Origin of the sequence: Ruegeria lacuscaerulensis (assembly GCF_013031245.1) — a bacterium.
GTDB lineage: Bacteria > Pseudomonadota > Alphaproteobacteria > Rhodobacterales > Rhodobacteraceae > Ruegeria > Ruegeria lacuscaerulensis_C.
In genome coordinates this window covers 23,542-42,493 of the sequence record NZ_WPZL01000005.1, presented here as the reverse complement: position 1 = coordinate 42,493, position 18,952 = coordinate 23,542, and the positions used below count along the sequence as shown (strand labels likewise).

At 58.2% G+C, this 18,952-nt stretch carries 14 protein-coding genes; 7 read left to right on the top strand and 7 right to left on the bottom strand.

The window, feature by feature from the left end; genetic code table 11:
• Positions 1-53 precede the first annotated feature (53 nt).
• The 4 genes from GOX66_RS08390 to GOX66_RS08375 all read left to right on the top strand — a co-directional run bounded on the left by GOX66_RS08390 (position 54) and on the right by GOX66_RS08375 (position 4,085).
• Complete coding sequence (locus GOX66_RS08390) at positions 54-1,253, top strand: TCR/Tet family MFS transporter (RefSeq protein ID WP_170761534.1); 1,200 nt, start codon at positions 54-56, stop codon at positions 1,251-1,253.
• Positions 1,254-1,334: 81 nt separating this feature from the next.
• Positions 1,335-2,429 (top strand): Zn-dependent alcohol dehydrogenase, encoded by a 1,095-nt coding sequence (locus GOX66_RS08385; RefSeq protein ID WP_170761532.1) that lies wholly within the window; start codon positions 1,335-1,337, stop codon positions 2,427-2,429.
• Between the two features lie 24 nt (positions 2,430-2,453).
• Positions 2,454-3,686: a mandelate racemase/muconate lactonizing enzyme family protein gene (locus GOX66_RS08380; RefSeq protein ID WP_170761530.1), complete on the top strand. Its 1,233-nt coding sequence runs from the start codon at positions 2,454-2,456 to the stop codon at positions 3,684-3,686.
• A 111-nt stretch (positions 3,687-3,797) separates the two neighbouring features.
• Positions 3,798-4,085, top strand: a complete 288-nt coding sequence (locus GOX66_RS08375) for an ArsR/SmtB family transcription factor (protein ID WP_170762003.1) — start codon at positions 3,798-3,800, stop codon at positions 4,083-4,085.
• Here GOX66_RS08375 and GOX66_RS08370 read toward each other — a convergent pair.
• Positions 4,082-7,078, bottom strand: a complete 2,997-nt coding sequence (locus tag GOX66_RS08370; protein WP_170762001.1) for an ABC transporter transmembrane domain-containing protein — start codon at positions 7,076-7,078, stop codon at positions 4,082-4,084. The genes GOX66_RS08375 and GOX66_RS08370 overlap by 4 nt on opposite strands.
• 244 nt (positions 7,079-7,322) lie before the next feature.
• Here GOX66_RS08370 and GOX66_RS08365 point away from each other — a divergent pair, with 244 nt between their 5' ends.
• Positions 7,323-7,682, top strand: coding sequence for a DUF3307 domain-containing protein (locus tag GOX66_RS08365; RefSeq protein WP_170761999.1), 360 nt, complete (start codon positions 7,323-7,325; stop codon positions 7,680-7,682).
• A 163-nt stretch (positions 7,683-7,845) separates the two neighbouring features.
• Here GOX66_RS08365 and GOX66_RS08360 read toward each other — a convergent pair whose 3' ends face one another.
• From GOX66_RS08360 to GOX66_RS08335, 6 genes are all read right to left on the bottom strand, one after another.
• Positions 7,846-9,150, bottom strand: a complete 1,305-nt coding sequence (locus tag GOX66_RS08360; protein WP_170761528.1) for an NAD(P)/FAD-dependent oxidoreductase — start codon at positions 9,148-9,150, stop codon at positions 7,846-7,848.
• Positions 9,147-9,821, bottom strand: a complete 675-nt coding sequence (locus GOX66_RS08355) for a TetR/AcrR family transcriptional regulator (RefSeq protein WP_170761526.1) — start codon at positions 9,819-9,821, stop codon at positions 9,147-9,149. The genes GOX66_RS08360 and GOX66_RS08355 overlap by 4 nt, the downstream gene beginning before the upstream one ends.
• Complete coding sequence (locus GOX66_RS08350; RefSeq protein ID WP_170761524.1) at positions 9,822-11,372, bottom strand: trimethylamine methyltransferase family protein; 1,551 nt, start codon at positions 11,370-11,372, stop codon at positions 9,822-9,824. It lies immediately after the preceding gene.
• A 2-nt stretch (positions 11,373-11,374) separates the two neighbouring features.
• Entirely contained in the window at positions 11,375-13,777 is a 2,403-nt protein-coding gene (locus tag GOX66_RS08345) for a GcvT family protein (protein WP_170761522.1), read from the bottom strand.
• Positions 13,778-13,889: 112 nt separating this feature from the next.
• Positions 13,890-14,519 (bottom strand): glutathione S-transferase family protein, encoded by a 630-nt coding sequence (locus GOX66_RS08340; RefSeq protein WP_170761520.1) that lies wholly within the window; start codon positions 14,517-14,519, stop codon positions 13,890-13,892.
• 18 nt (positions 14,520-14,537) lie between these two features.
• Positions 14,538-15,035, bottom strand: coding sequence for a class I SAM-dependent methyltransferase (locus GOX66_RS08335; RefSeq protein WP_170761518.1), 498 nt, complete (start codon positions 15,033-15,035; stop codon positions 14,538-14,540).
• Positions 15,036-15,268: 233 nt separating this feature from the next.
• On the opposite strand from GOX66_RS08335, the gene GOX66_RS08330 reads away from it, so the two are divergent.
• Together GOX66_RS08330 and GOX66_RS08325 are read left to right on the top strand one after the other, a co-directional pair.
• On the top strand, positions 15,269-17,041 hold the full coding sequence (locus tag GOX66_RS08330; RefSeq protein ID WP_170761516.1) for an ABC transporter ATP-binding protein: 1,773 nt from the start codon (positions 15,269-15,271) through the stop codon (positions 17,039-17,041).
• Positions 17,034-18,944: an ABC transporter substrate-binding protein gene (locus GOX66_RS08325; RefSeq protein ID WP_170761514.1), complete on the top strand. Its 1,911-nt coding sequence runs from the start codon at positions 17,034-17,036 to the stop codon at positions 18,942-18,944. The genes GOX66_RS08330 and GOX66_RS08325 overlap by 8 nt, the downstream gene beginning before the upstream one ends.
• Positions 18,945-18,952: the final 8 nt, after the last annotated feature.

The window sequence follows — 18,952 nt, the reverse complement described above, 5'->3', positions numbered from 1 at the left end:
TCACACACCAACCGAGCGTGATAAGGTCCCGGCAAAACTCTCGAGCGGTTGGTATGCGTCTGCCTTTTCTATTCGTTCTCGGCACGGTCATGATCGATGCGATGGGCATAGGTCTGGTGCTTCCAATAATGCCGGAGCTTATCGTTGAGGTTCAAGGCGGTACGCTGGCCAATGCGGCGATATGGGGTGGAATACTCAGCACCGCCTTCGCCGCGATGCAGTTCGTTTTCGGACCCATCCTGGGAAATCTATCCGACGCCTACGGTCGGCGCGCTGTGCTGTTGGTGTCACTGTTCATCATGTCCCTGGACTATATGGTGATGGCGGTCGCCGGCAGCATGTGGCTTCTGTTGCTGGGACGTATCGTCGGCGGCATCACTGCCGCCACCCACGCCACAGCTGCGGCGTTCATGGCAGATGTATCCAAACCACATGAAAAGGCCGCGAATTTCGGCCTGTTGGGCGCTGCCTTCGGGGTCGGCTTTGTGCTTGGGCCCGTTATCGGTGGCCTGCTGAGCGAGTACGGAACGCGTGCGCCTTTCTGGGCAGCGGCAGCCTTGTCGGCGCTAACCTTTCTGGTCGGTCTTCTGGTGATGCCGGAAACGGTGACTGCCAATACGCTCCGGGTTTTCAGCCTGAGGCGCGCCAACCCGGTAAATTCTCTGCGCGCCATCGCCGCCTTGCCCGGCATACGCCCTATGCTATGGGTCTATTTCCTCTATTCGGTATCTATCTACGTCTATCCCGCGATCTGGGCCTATTTCACCATCGAGCGGTTCGGCTGGTCACCGCAAATGATCGGGTTGTCGCTGGGTGTCTACGGCATTGGGATGGCCGCAGTGCAAGGCGGCCTGATCCGCCCCGCGACCAGGCACTTGGGTGAGCGTGTCACGATCATCTACGGCATGTTGTTCGAGATTTTCAGTTTTCTGTTGCTGGCTTTTCTGACCAACGGTTTTGTTGCCCTCATGCTGATCCCGATCACCGCGCTAGGGGCTGTCGTTTCCCCTGCCCTGCAGGCCCTGATGTCCCACGCAACACCGAATTCGCAACAAGGAGAGTTGCAGGGTGTTCTCACCTCTCTGAACGCGCTTTCAATGGTAATTTCTCCATTGGTCATGACGGGCGTCTTCGCACAATTCGCGCGGCCAGAGGCGGCAATTTATCTTCCCGGCGCTCCATTCCTGTTGGCCATGCTGCTGATGTTTGTTGGATTCGCGTTGTTTTTGCGTTCGCGCCCAGTCGTAGCGTAACAACGACGCATTCATGACGGTTTCCATCTTGCGGCCCTCAAATTCCCGCGCCACCGTGGCAGAAAGGGAGCGAGGGAAATCATGCAAACCATCAAAGCCGCCGTCTGCCGGGTGTTTAACGAACCTCTGGTCATCGAAGACGTTTTGATCGCGCCTCCCGGCGCGGGTGAAGTCGAGGTGACGCTGGATGCGGTTGCAATCTGCCACTCGGACATCACGTATGCCAGCGGCGCGTGGGGCGGGCATTTACCTGCTGTTTACGGGCACGAGGCCGCAGGGGTGATCACCGCAGCCGGCGACTCGGTGGGTGAGTTTCAGGTCGGCGATTCGGTCGTAGTCACCCTGATCCGCGCCTGCGGGTCCTGCCCCTCATGCGCAGGCGGCAAGCCGACGATCTGCGAAACGCCCTATGACACTATCAACGGCCCCCTGCGCACCGCGAGTGGCGAACCATTGGAACAGGCGATGGCTTGCGGTGCCTTTGCGGAAAAAGTCGTGGTCAGCTACCGCCAGATCGTGAAAATTCCCGAGAACCTGCCGAAAGACGTGGCGAGCCTTTTGTCCTGCGGTGTGATTACCGGGGTCGGTGCTGCGGTGAACGCAGCGAAACTGCGACCGGGGCAGGATGTAGTGGTCATCGGTTCAGGCGGCGTCGGACTGAACGCCATTCAGGGCGCGCGCCTTGCGGGCGCGCGGCGGATCGTGGCCGTCGACATGACCGAAGAGAAGCTGGAAATCGCCAGGGAATTCGGCGCAACCCATGGCGTATTGGCAAGCGTAGAGGCACCATGGAAAGCCGCTTACAAGGCGTTGGGGGGACGGGGCGCGGATGCGGTGTTGATCACCGTTGGTGCCATCCCGGCTTATGATCAGGCGCCGCGTTATCTGGGACGCGGCGGCAAGGCGATCATGATCGGAATGCCCCATTCCGGCGATATGGCTAGTTATGAGCCGGTTATCCTGGCCGCGCTGGGTCAGGGGATTGTGGGGTCCAAGATGGGGGATGTGGTCATCCAGCGCGATATTCCGTGGATGATCGACCTGTATGAACAGGGCCGGTTGAAACTGGACGAACTGATCTCGGGCCGTTGGTCCCTGTCGCAGATAAATGAGGCGATTGCGGATACGAAAACCGGAACTGCCAAACGCAATGTGATCGTATTCGACAGGGGCTAAGGCCACCGGAGGGAAGGAGATCGTATGAAACTGCAGGACCTCGACATCATCGTCACCGCGCCACCTGCTCCGGGCTGGGGCGGGCGCTATTGGATATTGGTCAAGGTGACGACCGATACCGGGATAACGGGCTGGGGCGAATGCTATGCCTCCTCGGTCGGGCCCGAGACGATGCGCCATGTTATCCGGGACGTATTCGAAAGGCACATGCTGGGCGAAAACCCCGAAAATATCGAGCTGATGTTCCGTCGCGCCTATTCCAGCGGCTTTACCCAGCGCCCGGATCTGACCGTGATGGGCGCGTTCTCGGGGCTGGAAATTGCCTGCTGGGACATTCTGGGCAAAGATCGGGACCGTCCTGTCTATGCCCTTCTGGGTGGCCTGATGAATGAGCGCATCCGGGCCTATACCTATCTGTACCCCCTGCCTCAGCACGATTTGACCGATTTCTGGACCTCACCCGATCAGGCTGCGGAATGCGCGGCGGAAATGGTGCGGAGGGGGTTCACGGCGGTCAAGTTCGACCCGGCTGGCCCTTACACGATCCGCGGCGGTCATATGCCCGCGATGTCCGATATTTCAATGTCGGTGGCATTCTGCAAAGCAATCCGCGAGGCCGTGGGCGACAGGGCCGATCTGCTGTTCGGCACGCATGGTCAGTTCAATACCGCTGGCGCCATTCGTCTGGGTCAGGCTCTGGAACCTTACTCCCCCCTTTGGTTCGAAGAACCCACGCCCCCGGACATGATCGAGGATATGGCCCGCGTCGCGCACAACGTCCGCATCCCCGTAGCGACCGGAGAGCGCATGACAACCAAAGCTGAATTTGGGGCCGTTTTGCGCGCAGGCGCTGCGGAAATTCTGCAACCTGCCTTAGGCCGCGCAGGCGGCATCTGGGAGATGAAGAAAGTCGCGGCTATGGCCGAAGTGTTCAACGCGCAGATGGCACCACATCTTTACGCCGGGCCGGTCGAATGGGCAGCCAACATTCATCTTGCCGCCTCGATTCCCAATCTCTTGCTGCTGGAGACCATTGAAACGCCGTTTCACGACAAACTCATCAGGGGCTCGCTGCGCGTCGAGGACGGATTCGTGACTGCTCCAACCGCTCCCGGTCTGGGAATTGAGGTAGATGAGGAACTTGCCCGCGCGCGCCCTTACACCGGCGATGGCCTGCACCTGCAAATGCAGGAGGAGCCGTGCGACTATGTCGACGGGAATGCCTTTCAGGGCGGCGCGCCAGCGACCGAGGGGTGACAAGCGCGCCTGTGTTGGGGCATATTGTGCCGACTCCTAGTTGCAGACAGGACGCGCGTGACCCCTAAAGACAAAGACATTCAGGGCACACACCCGGAAAACCTGGCGGACATGCAAGAAAGTGCTGCCCGGGCGGCGGCGTTTCTGAAAACGCTGGCACATGAGGGTCGGCTGATGATTTTGTGCCATCTGGGCGACGGTGAAAAGTCGGTTAGTCAACTGGAAGACTTGCTGCAAATCCGTCAGGCCGCCGTCAGTCAGATGTTGGCCCGATTGCGAGAAGAAGGGCTTGTTTCAACACGCAGAGACGGCAAGACGATCTATTACTCGCTTCAGGACGGGAACACGGCCCAGGTCATCGGGCTGCTGTATGACCTTTTCTGCAAACCCGACGCTTAGTTGGAGACATAGCCTGCAATCACCTGCAACAGCTTGAACGCGGTCGCGGCATCGTTTTCGACGACGGCCAGAAATTCTTCCTCGCCGATCCGCAGACAGGACAGTTCAGTTTCCGCAATCATGCTGAGTGCGCGCGGCTCTTTGCGGATCAGCCCCAGCTCACCCACCAGGGCACCCGGCCCGACCTTGGTGATCAATTGATCCGGTCCTTCCATCTGAGGCAGATACAGCCCGGCTTCTCCCTCAAGCACGACATAGGCGCCATCGGTCGGTTGGTCGTCTTTCAAAAAGACGATCTCGCCGGGCTTCGCATCGAACCAGCGCGCACCAAAGGCCAGCAGGCGCAGCTGTCTGCGGTCAAGACCGGAAAACAGCGGCGTCTGTTCCAGCGCACGCAGTTTACGCGCCAGATCGGCTGAGGCTGCACTGTCTTCTTCCACTTCAGCAGGTCCTTCGTCCGAGACCACCCGACCTTGCCGGATTTCGACATACATGTCGAATACGTCCGGGTTTTCAAACTGATCGTTCAGGTAGATCACCGTGGTATCCGGCAGCAGCGAACGGAGGTTTTTGTAAACTGCGACCTTGGTTGCCATGTCGTAGCTGGCCAGCGCGTCTTCCAGGATAAGAATGTCCGGTTTTTTGATTGTCGCGCGGGTAAAGGCCAGAGGTTCTGCAAACACCGCAGGCAAATTCTGACCACCAAGAGCCACGGGAACGTCATAGATCAGCTCAACGACCAGCGGGCGCGCTCCGTTCCCGTCAAGTACATCGACAATCAGTTTGCGCACTTCGTCAGATCGTGCGCCGCCGATCTGGCTGACCTTACCGAACAATGCGTTTTCCATAACGGTCAGCCCGGGCGCGAATTCGTCTTTTGTCAAAGGCACAAAGACACCGTGCAGGCGATCAAGCAGCTTTTCGGAATGGCTGTGACGCAGTTCAAGTATGCGATTCTTGAGTTCGTCCGTGAACGCAGGTCCGATCTGTTCGGCCGAGATCACAAACGGAACGGCCAGCAGGCTGGCCAGTTGGTCATCGTTCAACCCGGCCACGCCCTCGTTCCGGGTCCGCTCGACCAGTTCCATCGCAGCTTCGTAAGTCTGCGCTTCGAGCCCCAGTTTGCGGAACAGGGGATGGTCCGTGCCATCAAGGCCAAATATCTGGCGCAGCATTTCGATCACATCCCGGGTCAGGCTGACCAGAGTTTCATCCAGCCCCAATTCGCGAAGCTGACCCAAAAAGACGGTCTGGCGCGCCAGAAGCTCTTGCGTGACTGGCACGCGAGGGGTGGCGAACAGCAGGTTTTCTGCAACCGGCAATGCCGGGTTGTATGAACCGCGGTCAAAGACCAGCGCCTGCTGTTCCAACCCGGCCTTTTGCACCGCCTGTTGAACCAAAGGGCGCAACTCAACCAGCTTATCCGCAAGTTCGGAGTGTTCTTTGGCGTCGAAGGCCTGTTCAGCCCCACGCTGGAAAAGGGCGGCCCCCGATCCCATACCGTCGATCAGATTAAGCCACCAGTCCCGCAATGCAGCCGGGCTGTTCAGACCGGCCAGAGATGGATCAAGCCAGTTCACATTGAAGGGATCGGCACTGTTTCCCGCCCGCTGTGTCTCGGCAAAATCGGGGTCATCTGCAGGGGCCGACAATGGCTTGAACCGCATTGGCATCATGACGTTGTCGCCCAGCGTGCCCTTGAACATGACAGGACGCGAAGATGCGTAGCCGATGCGCGCAGCCACGACGCTCTGGTGCAGGCCGGACAGGCTTTCGCCGCCAATCCCGACCTTGCCCGAGCTCGGCAGAATTTCCCGTGTCAACAACTCTGCAACGGCGCGCCTGTCCTCTTCGCTGGGGGCGGCGATACCAATGTTTTTCCCACCCGGAAAAGTAAGGTCAAGATCGTCCAGAACATGATTTCCGTCCATGTCCCGAACCGAGACCCGATCCAGAACAATGTCGCCATTCAAATGTGGCCGCGTGTCGGGTTCGCCTTCGAACAGCTTTTCATCCAACATACCGGGTGGGGCGAAACGCTCGATTACAACGTCCCACCGCAGCGACATGTCCTGTGTCTGGTTGTAATAGGTCAGCAGTTCCTTCCAGGGCGAGCTCAGGTCTTTGTAGGCCGCCAACGCCGCAACCAGCGCACCAAGCGATACCGACCCCTGCAGCACCAGAAGGCCGCCAACCAGATAAAACATGAAGGGCGTCAGTTGCGAAATGAAGTTGTTGATGAACTTCATAAAGAACTTTTTCTGGTAAATCTCGAACCGGATACCAAACAGCCGCCCCAGTTGTTCCGAGATCATAGCCCGGCGATAGCGCCACCCGCCGTTCGCACGCAGCGTCGAGGCTCCGGCTGCGTTCTCACCGATCTGCGCAGCCAGTATCCGCACTTCCTGAATACGCTTTTTGTTCAGCAGGTTGATCTGGCGCTGCAACTTCGGGATCAACCAGGCTTGTAACGGGATCAGCGCAACGGCCGCGAGACCGAACCAGACACTCTGCAGAAACAGAAACGACAGGATTGTGATCATCTGCCCCGCTTGCAGAACCGGCTGGCTGATCGCATCTCCCATCAGCCCGCCCATCGGTTCGCTTTCGGCGGTGATCATCGACACCATCTCGCCCTGACTGACACGTTCGAAATAGGGCTGAGGAAAGCGCAGGGCGCGGCTGATCAACTGATACCGGAACCGGCGCAGCATCCGTTCGCTCAGCACACCTTTCATGGTGTTGATGCGCATTTTCATCAGCCCATGCGCAAGCACGGCCAACAGAAAAGCGAGACACAAGATGATCAGGAATGTGGTCTGCGGCAGGCTATAGCCTAACACATCGACCACGGGGCTGGCTGCACCAATCGCGTCGTTGATGATGCGTTTGGGTAATTCCAAGGTCAGGTAAAGCAGAGGAAACAACGTGGACGTCACGGCCAGCAGGATCAACTGCTCGCGTTTTGAAAACTTCCAAATAAATCGGAAAATCGTGCGTTCTATGGAACCTGCCCCTGCTATGGATCACCGATCCGATCTTGACGAAAGTGTCGCAAATCCAACTGCCCGAAGTTACCGCAATCACGGCCGAAGACGCAAATAGTTTCCAAATTGCTCAGATTATCGCCACGTGTGAACAAGTTCATTTGCGCCATCCCGGTTTAGCCCCTAAAGTTCGCAACAGGACGATATCGGGAGGAAAAATTTGACTGCCACTTTTGGCGCAGTGTTTTTGATGCTCTGCTTATTGCAGATCAAACATATGTTTGCGGACTATTACCTCCAGACGCCTAAAATGCTGTCCGGTCGCGGTGAGTACTTTCACTGGGGCCGCGCGCAGCACGCGGGCGTGCATGTCGTCGGGTCAGTGATTGTATTTCTGATCTTTGGCGCGCCTTGGTCCTTTATTCTGATCATTGCTGCGCTGGAATGGATCGTCCATTTCAATATCGACTTTGCCAAAGCCAGCTATTCTGACAAGAAACAGCTGATACCAAGCCAGGCCGCTTTTTGGCGTGCAGCTGGTTTGGATCAGTGCATGCACAACCTGACATATATCGCCATGGTCTGGGCCTGGGTAAAGTTCGCTAACTGAAACGACGCCCGGCTTCCGAAAAGGGTATCAGCGCTGGCAGCACCGGGATTCAATCCATAGGCGAGAAAAGAGCCGGATTTTCCCGCGCGAAAGTGGTGTGCTTAGTCTTCCTGATCCCTGCTATAGCAGAGGCCAGGAAGACGCAAACATGTAAGGGCGCTGACTAGCCAAGAACCGAAAAGCTGCTTTCTTCGTTGATCGATCGCTTGCGCGAGTAGAATCCAACGTCAATCGAACGCTTGATATAGGGCAGCTCAAACTGCAGTGGTTGGGCGTCGTGGTCGGCCCCTCCCTCGCAATAGTCAATCAGGGCAGTCATCATCTTGCCGGCGATCGGAGCGTTCTTGTACTGGTTCCCGCTGGTTCCGCAGGCCATATAGAATCCGGGCAGGCTGGATTTGTCATAGATCGGAATCCAGTCGGTCGACGCGTCATACAGGTCAACAACCCCACGCGTTTTGGACGGAATGCCAAGGCTGGGAACCCGCTGCGCATAGCGCATGGCCTGAGTAGTCCATTGATCGGTGAAATCGTGATTGTAGTGCACGTCATCCTCACACCACTGATGCGGGTCGCATTCCGGGTCTTCCGAACCGACCAGAATGTGGTTGCCGTGTTCGGGGCGGCAGTAACAGGCAATGTCGCTGTCCGAGACGATTGTGCCATCGTTTTCGAAATCAAACCCTTCTGGCGCGGGCACATGCACCACTTCCTGCCGCAGCGGGCGCGTTTCGATAGTCATGTCATCAAGAACGCCCGCCATCTTATTGATGATCGCTGAACCGGGGCCTGCGACATTCACGACGACCTTCGCGTGGATTTCCTCGCCCGAGGCCAGTTTGACGCCTGAGACCCGACCCTCCTTGGTCAAAATTTCGACGACCTCAGAACCGGTGCGCACCTCTGCCCCGTGCAGCTTGGCCGCGTCCATCAGGTTCTGCGCCGACAGGGCCGGATCGGTGACATAACCGGCCTGCGGCCAGAACACACCGCCCTGCATCTTTCGTCCGTTCGGCTGCCCAAACTGCGGGTCGTCCATGCGGCGCGCAGGGGCGAAACTGTCCAGAGAATAAACCGGCAACCGTTCAACGACTTTCTCAGCCGACCATTCTTCGAACGGACAATCCAGATCGGCACTGTTCTTCATGTGCTTTTCCAGCATGCCATTGGCGTCCGTCTTCATCACCAGACAGCCCGTCTCGCGGAATTGCGCCAGATTGCCGTCTTCAGGCAAGCCCAGATATTCGGCCCACTCTCGCCAGTAATGGTATCCTTCCCATGCAAAGGCTGTGCCGTCGAAGGTCGAATAATGCATCCGGATAATCGCACAGGACCCGGCGGTCGATCCGTGACCAACCTGGCTGTTGCGATCCAGCGACAGGGTTTTCCAACCCGATTTAGCCATTTCAAAGGCTATGGCCGCGCCGATCACACCTGTTCCGATGATAATAGCGTCAGGTTTGCTCATGATGGGTCTCCTTTCCAGTAGCGCTTGGAGTAGGCGCTGAATTCTTTGACTTCTTCGGGTTTCGGTTCGACCCCGGTGAAAACGTACAGGTAATGCGGAACCATGGATATCCGCGTGGACATAGGCTCGTTAAGCTGTGCAAGATCGTATCCGATCTGCATGTAGTACAGCACACGCGCGCGGGTCTCGGCCTCAATCTCGGAATAGCCGTAGCGGGCAAACATCGCGTGCAGCGCCTGAAGCCGCCGCTCGTCAGACTGATCCAGCGCGCGCCGCACCTTGCCCGACTTTCGCGCCCAATCCCGCACGGCAAAGTCCAGCGCGGTATCGAACAAGCCTGTATTCACCACACAGCGATGCACATTGCAGACAGCGGCTGTGATCGTGTCCGCCGGGGCTTCGGCTTGGGCAATCAGGGCGGCCGTGTTGGTGGCTTGCCACCGGGACAGCAACGCATCCAGCAATTCCTGCCGGGACTTGAAGTACCAGTAGAACGAGGATCGAGACACGGCCATCCGTTCGGCCAGGTTCAGAACCTTGATCTGATCAACCCCGTCCGAAATTAGGACATCCATTGCCACGTTCAGCCAGTCGTCGCGCGTGACCTTGACGTTACCGACCAGCGGTTCCGCTTCGGGGTCATCACGGTGAAGGATGGGTTTCGTGCTCATTCAACTCTCTGGCGGCGCGCCGCCCCCCTCTGTGCGCCGGGCGATGAATTCGTGCAGCGCGCCCAGTCGATCGTCGTCCTGTGTTGGTGCTTTGAAATTGGCCAGAACATCCTTCCACACCCCCGTCGCCCGGTGGTTGGCGTCCTCGGAGCCACGCTCGGTCCAGGTGCCAAAATTGGCGTAGTCATGCACATGCGGTTCATAGAACGCGGTGTTGTATCGCTCCATGGTCTGGCTGGTTGCAAAGAAATGCCCGCTGGGTTCAACCTCAGCCAGTGCTGTGTCGAATCCGATCTCGGTGATTCCGGCCTGTGCACCGGCGCATAACTCGGCCACCATGTTCAGCACTTCGGCGTCACAGATCATCTTTTCGAACGACACGGTCAACCCGCCTTCCAGCCAGCCCGCAGAATGGATGATCACCGTTGCCCCGGCCATCAGGCAACCCCAAAGCCCGAACTGGTTTTCATTGGCGGCCTGTACGTCGTTCGAATTGGACGCCGACCCGGCTGCAGAGCGCCAGGGCAGTCCCAGATGCCGCGCCAATTGCCCCGCTGCAAGCGAGGCCTGAAAATGCGAGGGTGTGCCGAATGCGGGTGCTCCGGACTTCATGTCGACATTGCTGGTGAATGTCCCATAGCAGACCGGTGCGCCGGGGTTTGCCAACTGCGTCAAGGTCAGCGCAGCCAAAGCCTCGGCATGAGACAGAGTGATTGCTCCGGCCACAGTGATCGGCGCCATGGCACCCATCAGCGTGAACGGGGTGATGATCGACATTTGGCCATGTCTGGCAAAATCGATCAGCCCCTGCGCCATGGGGATGTCCAGCGTGCGCGGGCTGTTGGTGTTGATGATCGTGTAACAATGCGCATTGGCGCAAAAGTCGTCATCGGACAGGCCTCGCGCGGTCGACAACATCTCGAAGCAGTCCATCACCTGCGGCGTCCCGCGTGAGTAGAAGAACGGGAACTTGTCCGTCAACTCCATCTGCGCCTGCGTGGTGAAATAGTGCCGCAGGTGGGTCGGCACATCCTGAGGTTCGACCTGCGGCGAAATCATCTGGAAGACGTCGAAATGGTGGGTGAGCTTCAGGAACTCCAGATAATCCTGTCCGGAAGCCGGGCGTCGGCCGCGCTCCAGGTCTGTGGCGTTGGGCGCGCCCGCCCCGGGCTGAAACACAAGACTGCCGAGCTCAAGCGTAAAGTCTCGTTGGCGCGCGCCCGCTCGACAGTCAATCGATTTGGGGGCCGATGCAACCGCAGCTTCAACCATATCGCGCCCGATGAAAACCATTTCACGGTCTTCATCCACACGTGCACCGCCCTGCGCGAAAATTCGCCGGGCTTCAGGCAACAGGACTTTGACCCCAAGCTCCTGAAGTGTCCGCAAAGCGGTTTCGTGCATCTCCGCAATCTGATCCGCCGGGAAAACCTCCATCAACGGGAACGGGTTCCTGAGCTGGCGATAGTTCACGTCACGATTGGCAGGCGGTGCGGCCTCGGCCCTACGCCCGCGCCGTCGACGGTCACGTTCGGATGTCTGCGAAATCATTGTCAGCCCCTCATCGCTGTACCCTGAGGGTCGTAGGGGGACGGAGCGATAACCCGCGCGGGGCGTTCAACACCTACGACGTGGACCGACAATTCGGTGCCCGGCTCTGCCTTGTCCCGGTTTACCAGCGCCATGGCCAGCGACTTGCCAGTGTAGTGGCCGTATCCGCCCGAGGTCACAAATCCGACACGCTCACCATTCGACCAGATCGGCTCGTACCCGCTGGCATCGGCATCCAAGGCATCCACCTCCAGCGTCACCTGCACTTGCGCCGGTCCATTGCCGTCTCGTTCGGCGACGGCGGCCTCTTTTCCGACGAAATCCTTGTCCCAGTCGATCCAGCGATCCATGCCGGTCATGCCCGGCGTGTAAAGTTGGGTGAATTCCGCCGACCAGATGCCAAAGCTCTTCTCAAGCCGAGTTGAGAGCATCGCGTTGAATCCGCATTCGCGAATGTCTTCCCCGGCCCCGGCCTCCAGCAGCATCCGCCGCAGCTTGATGTGATCGCCATAGCGGCAGTTGACCTCGTACCCTTTTTCACCTGTCACCGACATGCGCGCAACACGGGCGCGGACAAGGCCAATATCGAAGTCACCGCACCCCATGAAATTCAGGCCCGAAATATCCTGTTCCGCCAGCTTTTCGATCACGGCCTGCGATTTCGGACCGACAAGACCGAACCCGCAATATTCCTCACCCAGATCGCGGACGGTAACACCGTCGATCATGTGGTCATCAAACCAGCGCATGTGCCAGGCCCGCAGATAGTAGCTGCCCATGATCCACCAAGTGCCATCGCCCCAGTTCAGAACGGTCAGATCGCCCTTGAGCCGACCATTTTCGCCCAGCATCGGCGCCAACTTAGCCCGACCAGGCGCAGGCAATTTCGACGCCATCACTTCGTCGAGCCAGACCTCGGCGTTCGGTCCGGTGACCTCGAACCGCGAGAAGCCTGAGATGTCCATCAGGCCGACACCTTCGCGGATCACCTTGCATTCTTCGGCGACAATATCATGCGCGTTCGACCGTTTCAGCGTTGGCGTCTCTTCAAACCCTTTGGGCGCGAAATAGAGCGGCACTTCCAGATCCCAGCTGACGCCCCACTTACATCCGGCCTCGGTCATCGCGTCATGGGCCGGGGCCATTTTCAGCGGCCGGCCCGCCGGCAGTTGTTCGTTCGGATAGGTCATAACGAAACGGCGCGAATAGAACTGGCCTGTGGTATCGCGGATATAGCGTTTGTTCTGGGCAAAATCGCCATAGCGCGCCACGTCCATCGGCCAGGCATCGGCCTCGGGCTCACCATGGATCATCCACTCAGCCAGCGTTTTGCCGACACCGCCACCCTGCAGAAAGCCCGCCATCACCGCACAGGCCGACCAGTACCCGCGCTTGCCCGGAACCGGACCAACCAGAGGGTTGCCATCGGGCGAAAAGGTAAAGGCGCCATTTACCCATGTCTTGATGCCGACATTCTGGATCGACGGATACCGCTCAAAACCCAGCGTTAACTCATTCTCGATCCGGTCGAGCTGTTCCTGAAACAGCTCCTCGCCATAATTCCACGGCGCGCCATCCATGGCCCAATGTTCGTGGTCGACCTCGTATATGCCGACCAGAACGCCCTTCTGGTCTTGCCGCATATAGGTGAATCCTTCGAGGTCCACGGTCATCGGCATCTCGAAATCCGCCGCCGCCACCTCAGGCACTGTGTCAGTGATCAGGTAATGATGCTTGAGCGGCGACACAGGCAGTTCGATCCCTGCCATGCGCCCGACCTGCTTGGCCCAAAGGCCGGCGGCGTTGACCACATGTTCGCAAGTGATGGTGCCTTTGTCGGTGACGACCTGCCAGCCATCATCGGTCTGAATCAGCTCCTCGACCTTGGTCTCTTCGTAATATTCAGCGCCGCGTTTCCTGGCCGCCGTCGCATAGGCCTGAACCGTGCCGGTCGTGTCGATATACCCCTCCCGGTCGGCCCACATCGCGCCCAGCACGCCCTCGGTGGACATGATCGGGCAACGTTTCTGCGCCTCTTCCGGGGTCAGCAGCTCGCAATCATCGATACCGATGGACTGGAAGATGCGATAGTTGGCCTGCAACCATTCCCAGCGCTCCGGCGTTCCTGCAAGTGTCAGGCCGCCAGTCATGTGAAGACCGATATTCTGACCAGATTCTTTTTCAATCTCGCTGAGCAGGTCGATGGTATAGGACTGCAAGGCGGCCATGTTTGGATCTGCGTTCAGAGCATGAACGCCACCCGCCGCATGCCAGGACGACCCGGACGCCAGACGCCGCCGCTCCAGCATGACCACATCTGACCAGCCGAACTTGGCCAGATGATACAGAACCGAGGCCCCGACGACACCGCCCCCGATGATCACAACGCGATACTGAGATTTCATCTCTGCCCTCCCCTGCATGACTCGGATAGGACGCTAATCGCACTGTTCACTTCTGTCTAGACATTTCTGTACAGTTCTTAAAATGCAAAAACTGCCAACAATAAACACAGCTTTAAAGTTGCGCGCTGGGGCGAACGCCGACCTTTTCAAACCACGCCAGAGTTGCAGGGTTTTCCTTTGGAATCCGCATCTTGATCACACGGGCAAAGTCCACAAAAACAAAGGTTGAAATATCCGCCAGACTGAAGTCTGGCCCGGCGATATAGGCGCTTTCCACCAATCGCGTCTCAAGAAGGCCGAAGAAATGCGCAACCCGCGCCCTTCCTCGCTGGGCCAATTCGGGAATCTGCGCATGATTCACCGGCCCTGGAATCGCTCTGTCTGCAAAAGCCGGATGCGTATTGCGCAGCGTTTCCGCGATTGGAGCACCGCCCTGTTGTTCGACAATACTGTTCCACATCAACACCGACCCTTTTTCATCCGGTGTACGGCCCATCAGCGGCGGCTCGGGGAAGCAAGCTTCGAGATAGGCCGCTATGCCAAGGTTTTCGGTTAGCACCGTTCCGTCATCGGTGATCAGAACCGGAACGGTCGCGTTCGGATTTACCGCTTTGAAAGCGTCACTCAGTTGCTCACCCTTGGCGATCGAGACCTCCTGGGTTTCGATATCCAGACCCTTTTCCGCAATGAACATGCGGGCACGCCGTGGGTTGGGGGCCGTTGAACAATCATAGAACCGCATCAAAAAGTCCTCTACCTGTCAGCGACGATAGACGAAACACCGGCCTTCGACCGCTCCGGGCGGCAATGGCTGTTCGACCAAAGTTTGGAAATACATCCTGTCGCTTGAAACCATCAGGCCGCCATTGGCCAGCAACGGCTCGATCAGCGGCGAGACGAACCTGGCGAACGCGTCGTTCTTTTCCCGGTTATGCCCGCCAAGGTCTGCGTGGATCAGGCTGGCAGTAGCCCCGAAACGGTCCAGCGAGGCTGGCAGGGTTTCCCGAACATCCCCCAGAATCACCAGATCGTCGGGCGGCGTCGATTCCGGATGCGACGCCACCGCGCGCTCAAACACGTAAACGGGACGGTCCTGAACATATTGAACCATGTGGTGATAGGTGCGCCCGTTGCCCAAACCCAATTCGAACACAGGCCCCGGCATGCCGTTTGTCTGCGCGATGGCGTAATCCAGACAGGCGCGCTGAGACACCATGCGGTCGATGAACAGATCCAGGCGGCTTTGGTTGTCTGGCACGGGGAAATCTCTCCTTGATATCAATCGACTTGTAAACTGAGGCCGACACCGCGTTTGATGACAAATCCTCAAGACTTTGTGTAGGCAAATTGGTGTCAGTTTCACAATTTCGCGACATTTCGGCCCAAGAACGGGTTTGACTAGCCCGCACCAACCGCGCGAAACTGCTTCAAAAAACACAGGGAGTTGATTTAGCCGATGCCGAACCACGGCCTTACGGGTGGAAGACCCGCATGACAGCGTTGTTGTCTGTCCGGGACCTCAGCATCGGTTTCGGTGCAGGCGAGTCCGTTGTCCAAGGTGTAAATTTCGATGTGGAAGCCGGGCAGACGCTTGCTTTGGTTGGTGAGTCCGGGTCGGGTAAGACCATCTCGTGTCGGGCGGCCTTGCGCATCCTGCCGCGTACCGCGCAGATTCGCAGCGGAACAATTACCCTGAATGATTCCAAAGGCGTAGAGGAGCTGACACAGATCACCGAGCGCCAAATGCGGGATATTCGCGGCAATCGGATTTCGATGATTTTCCAGGAACCGATGCGGTCGCTGTCCCCCTTGCACAAGATCGGCAATCAGGTCAGCGAAGTTCTGTGGCTGCACCGCGGTGCCTCTGAAGCTCAGGCTCGCAAACAAGTCCTGACCCAATTCGAACGCGTAGGTTTCCCGGAGCCCGAACGCGCCTATGATTCTTATCCCTTTGAATTGTCCGGTGGTATGCGTCAACGGGCAATGATCGCGATGGCAATGGTGTCCAAACCGGAATTGCTGATCGCGGACGAGCCGACAACCGCGCTTGACGTGACGACACAGGCGCAGGTGCTGGGATTGATCAAAGAACTGCAGCGCGAAACCGGAATGGCGCTTATCCTTGTGACGCACGATCTGGGCGTGGTCGCCAACATGGCCGAGCAGGTTGTCGTCATGCACAAAGGGCGCGTGATGGAGTCAGGCGCGGCCGCGCCGATCCTGACCGCGCCCGCCCATCCCTACACCCAGCAATTGTTCAATGCGGCCCCTGAGATTCCGGACGAAGAGTCCGTTGGGTTGCCCATGCCGCGCGAGGATCTGATTCTTCAGATGAAGGATGTATCGAAAACCTATACGATGCGATCCAGCAAGGGCTGGCAGGGTGATAAACTCATCCATGCCTGCCGCGGCGTTGATCTGAATCTCGCACGCGGTAAAACGCTGGCCGTCGTCGGAGAAAGCGGTTCGGGCAAAACCACCGCCGCCCGCATCGCACTTGGAGCCGAACCACCAGATCCTGGCGGTGAGGTTCTGTTTCGGACGTCTCCCGACAAAGATCCGATCACCGTGCACCGAATGGCGCGCGCCCAGCGCACCGCCTTTCAACGCCAGGCGCAGATGGTTTTTCAGGACCCATACAGCTCGCTCAGTCCCCGCATGCGCATTCAGGACGCCATGACCGAGCCGTTGGAGATTCACGGTATCGGCTCGGTATCGGAACAGCGGGACAAGGCGGCAGAGATGCTGCAGCGTGTCGGGCTGAATTCTGACATGCTGAAACGCTACCCGCATGCATTCTCAGGCGGTCAGCGTCAGCGTCTTTCCATCGCCCGGGCGATGATGCTGGACCCGCAGTTGATCGTCTGCGACGAGCCGACCTCGGCCCTGGATGTCTCTGTTCAGGAACAAATCCTGACTTTGCTGGAACATCTGCAGGATAGTCTGAACCTGTCCTACTTCTTTATCTCCCACGACCTGGCCGTCGTGGCGCGCATTGCCGATGAAGTCGCCGTCATGCGCCGGGGGCTTGTTGTCGAGCAGGCCCCACCAGAAACGCTTTTCTACAATCCCCGCCACCCCTACACCAAGGCGCTGATTGCCGCTCAGCCGGAACCCGACATCAACCGGCCCATTGACCTGAAATTGGTTGCTTTGGGCGCAGGTTCACCAGACAGTTGGGATGACGCCTTCCGATTTACCGACTCCGTGATACCCTCGCTGGTAGAGATGGAGCCCGGACATAAGGTACGATGCCATGTTTAAGACCCCTCGCCCGATACTTCTGGCCGCCGCGCTGGCCGCCTCATGGATGCTACCTGCCACGGCAGAAACTCCAACTTTGCAGGAAAGCGAGTTTTGGGCCACTGAGGTTAATGCGGGGAACCTTCCTCCTGTTCAGGACCGGCTGCCAACCGAACCTTTGATTGTGGATCTGGCGGCCAAAGGGCGCGAATTCGGAACCCCGGGCGGCACATTGCGAACCATGGTAACGCGTTCCAAGGACATCCGTCAGATGGTTGTATACGGCTATGCGCGACTGGTGGGGTTCAACGAAAACTACGAGATCGTACCTGACTTGCTGGAGTCGTTTGAGAACGAGAACAATCGCAAATTCACGTTGAACCTGCGGGAAGGACATAAATGGTCCGATGGCTCTCCGTTTACGTCCGAGGATTTTCGCTACTGGTGGGAAGACGTCGCCAACAATGAGCTCCTTAGCCCCTCTGGTCCCCCGGATTTCCTGATCGTTGAAGGCAAAACGCCAACTGTAACTTTCCCTGACGAGACCACCATCGTCTTTGAATGGGAAGACCCGAATCCGGACTTCCTGCAATCTCTGGCGCAGGCGCGCCCGCCTTTCATTTACCGGCCCGCCGCGTTTCTGAAGCAATATCACGAGAGATATGCAGACGCCGAGGAACTGGCGTTTTTTGTCGAAGACGCCCGTGTCAAAAGCTGGGCCGCGCTGCACAACAAACTGGATAATCTCTATAAGTATGACAACCACGAACTTCCCACGCTGCAACCTTGGCTGAACGCCAGTTCGGGTAAGAAAATCCGCCATAATTTTGTGCGCAATCCCTACTATCACCGTATCGACAGTAAGGGCGTTCAGCTGCCTTATATCGACGTGGTCGAAATGGAGATCGTGGCCCCCGGGCTGGTCGCCGCGAAAGCAAATGCCGGGGAGACCGACCTTCAGGGACGGGGGCTGGCGTTTCGGGACGCCTCGATCCTGAAAAAGGGTGAGGCCGGGGGCAATTACAAAACATTGCTATGGAAAACCGGTGTCGCTTCGCAGATTGCGATCTATCCGAACCTGAATTTTGCCGATGACGGTTGGCGCGAAGTCCTGCGCGACGTCCGCGTGCGCCGCGCCCTGTCTCTGGCAATCGACCGCAAGACGATCAATCAGGCGCTCTATTTCAAACTGGCCCAACCCCGCGCGATGTCGGTTCTGCCCGCCTCACCCTTCTATAACGAGGAAAATGCTCAGGCCTGGGCACAATATGATATCGACATGGCCAACGCCCTGCTGGATGAAGTCGGCCTGACCGAGCGAAACAAAAATGGCGTTCGCATGTTGCCTGATGGCCGCCCGATGGAGCTGGTCATCGAAACCGCCGGCGAACGGCAGGAGGTCGAGAACGCCCTGCAGATTGTCACCGACACCTGGCGCGAGATCGGCGTTGACCTTGTCATGCGTCCGCTGGATAGGGATATTCTTCGCAACCGGGTATTTTCAGGCAATACCATGGCCTCGGTCTGGTTCGGCTGGGATGATGGCATCCCGCAGGCTCACACCTCGCCCGCCTATTTGGCGCCGACCGATCAGGTCTTTCTGGCCTGGCCCAAATGGGGACAGTACTACCAGACCGGCGGGGACGTGGGTGAAGCTCCCGACATGCCCGAAGCCGAACGGTTGATGCAACTGGCCCATGACTGGGAGGTCGCTTCCACTAACGAAGAACGCGAGGCGGTCTGGGCCGAGATGCTGAAAATTCACGCCGATCAGCTTTATGCTATCGGCATCCTGAACGGAGCACCCCAGCCCGTTGTTGTGTCCAACCGCCTGCGCAACGTGCCCGAGCAAGCCATGTGGGCGTGGGAGCCCGGCGCGCATTTCGGTATTCACCGCCCGGACGAATTCTTCTTCGCCGACTGACAGGAGCA

Bases quoted from the DNA above. Each gene is read 5' to 3' on its own strand.
- GOX66_RS08360 (WP_170761528.1), bottom strand. From the start codon at position 9,150: ATGAGCAAACCTGACGCTATTATCATCGGAACAGGTGTGATCGGCGCG.
- GOX66_RS08380 (WP_170761530.1), top strand. From the start codon at position 2,454: ATGAAACTGCAGGACCTCGACATCATCGTCACCGCGCCACCTGCTCCG.
- GOX66_RS08325 (WP_170761514.1), top strand. From the start codon at position 17,034: ATGTTTAAGACCCCTCGCCCGATACTTCTGGCCGCCGCGCTGGCCGCC.
- GOX66_RS08345 (WP_170761522.1), bottom strand. From the start codon at position 13,777: ATGAAATCTCAGTATCGCGTTGTGATCATCGGGGGCGGTGTCGTCGGG.
- GOX66_RS08330 (WP_170761516.1), top strand. From the start codon at position 15,269: ATGACAGCGTTGTTGTCTGTCCGGGACCTCAGCATCGGTTTCGGTGCA.
- GOX66_RS08375 (WP_170762003.1), top strand. From the start codon at position 3,798: ATGCAAGAAAGTGCTGCCCGGGCGGCGGCGTTTCTGAAAACGCTGGCA.
- GOX66_RS08350 (WP_170761524.1), bottom strand. From the start codon at position 11,372: ATGATTTCGCAGACATCCGAACGTGACCGTCGACGGCGCGGGCGTAGG.
- GOX66_RS08385 (WP_170761532.1), top strand. From the start codon at position 1,335: ATGCAAACCATCAAAGCCGCCGTCTGCCGGGTGTTTAACGAACCTCTG.
- GOX66_RS08365 (WP_170761999.1), top strand. From the start codon at position 7,323: ATGCTCTGCTTATTGCAGATCAAACATATGTTTGCGGACTATTACCTC.
- GOX66_RS08390 (WP_170761534.1), top strand. From the start codon at position 54: ATGCGTCTGCCTTTTCTATTCGTTCTCGGCACGGTCATGATCGATGCG.
- GOX66_RS08355 (WP_170761526.1), bottom strand. From the start codon at position 9,821: ATGAGCACGAAACCCATCCTTCACCGTGATGACCCCGAAGCGGAACCG.
- GOX66_RS08340 (WP_170761520.1), bottom strand. From the start codon at position 14,519: ATGCGGTTCTATGATTGTTCAACGGCCCCCAACCCACGGCGTGCCCGC.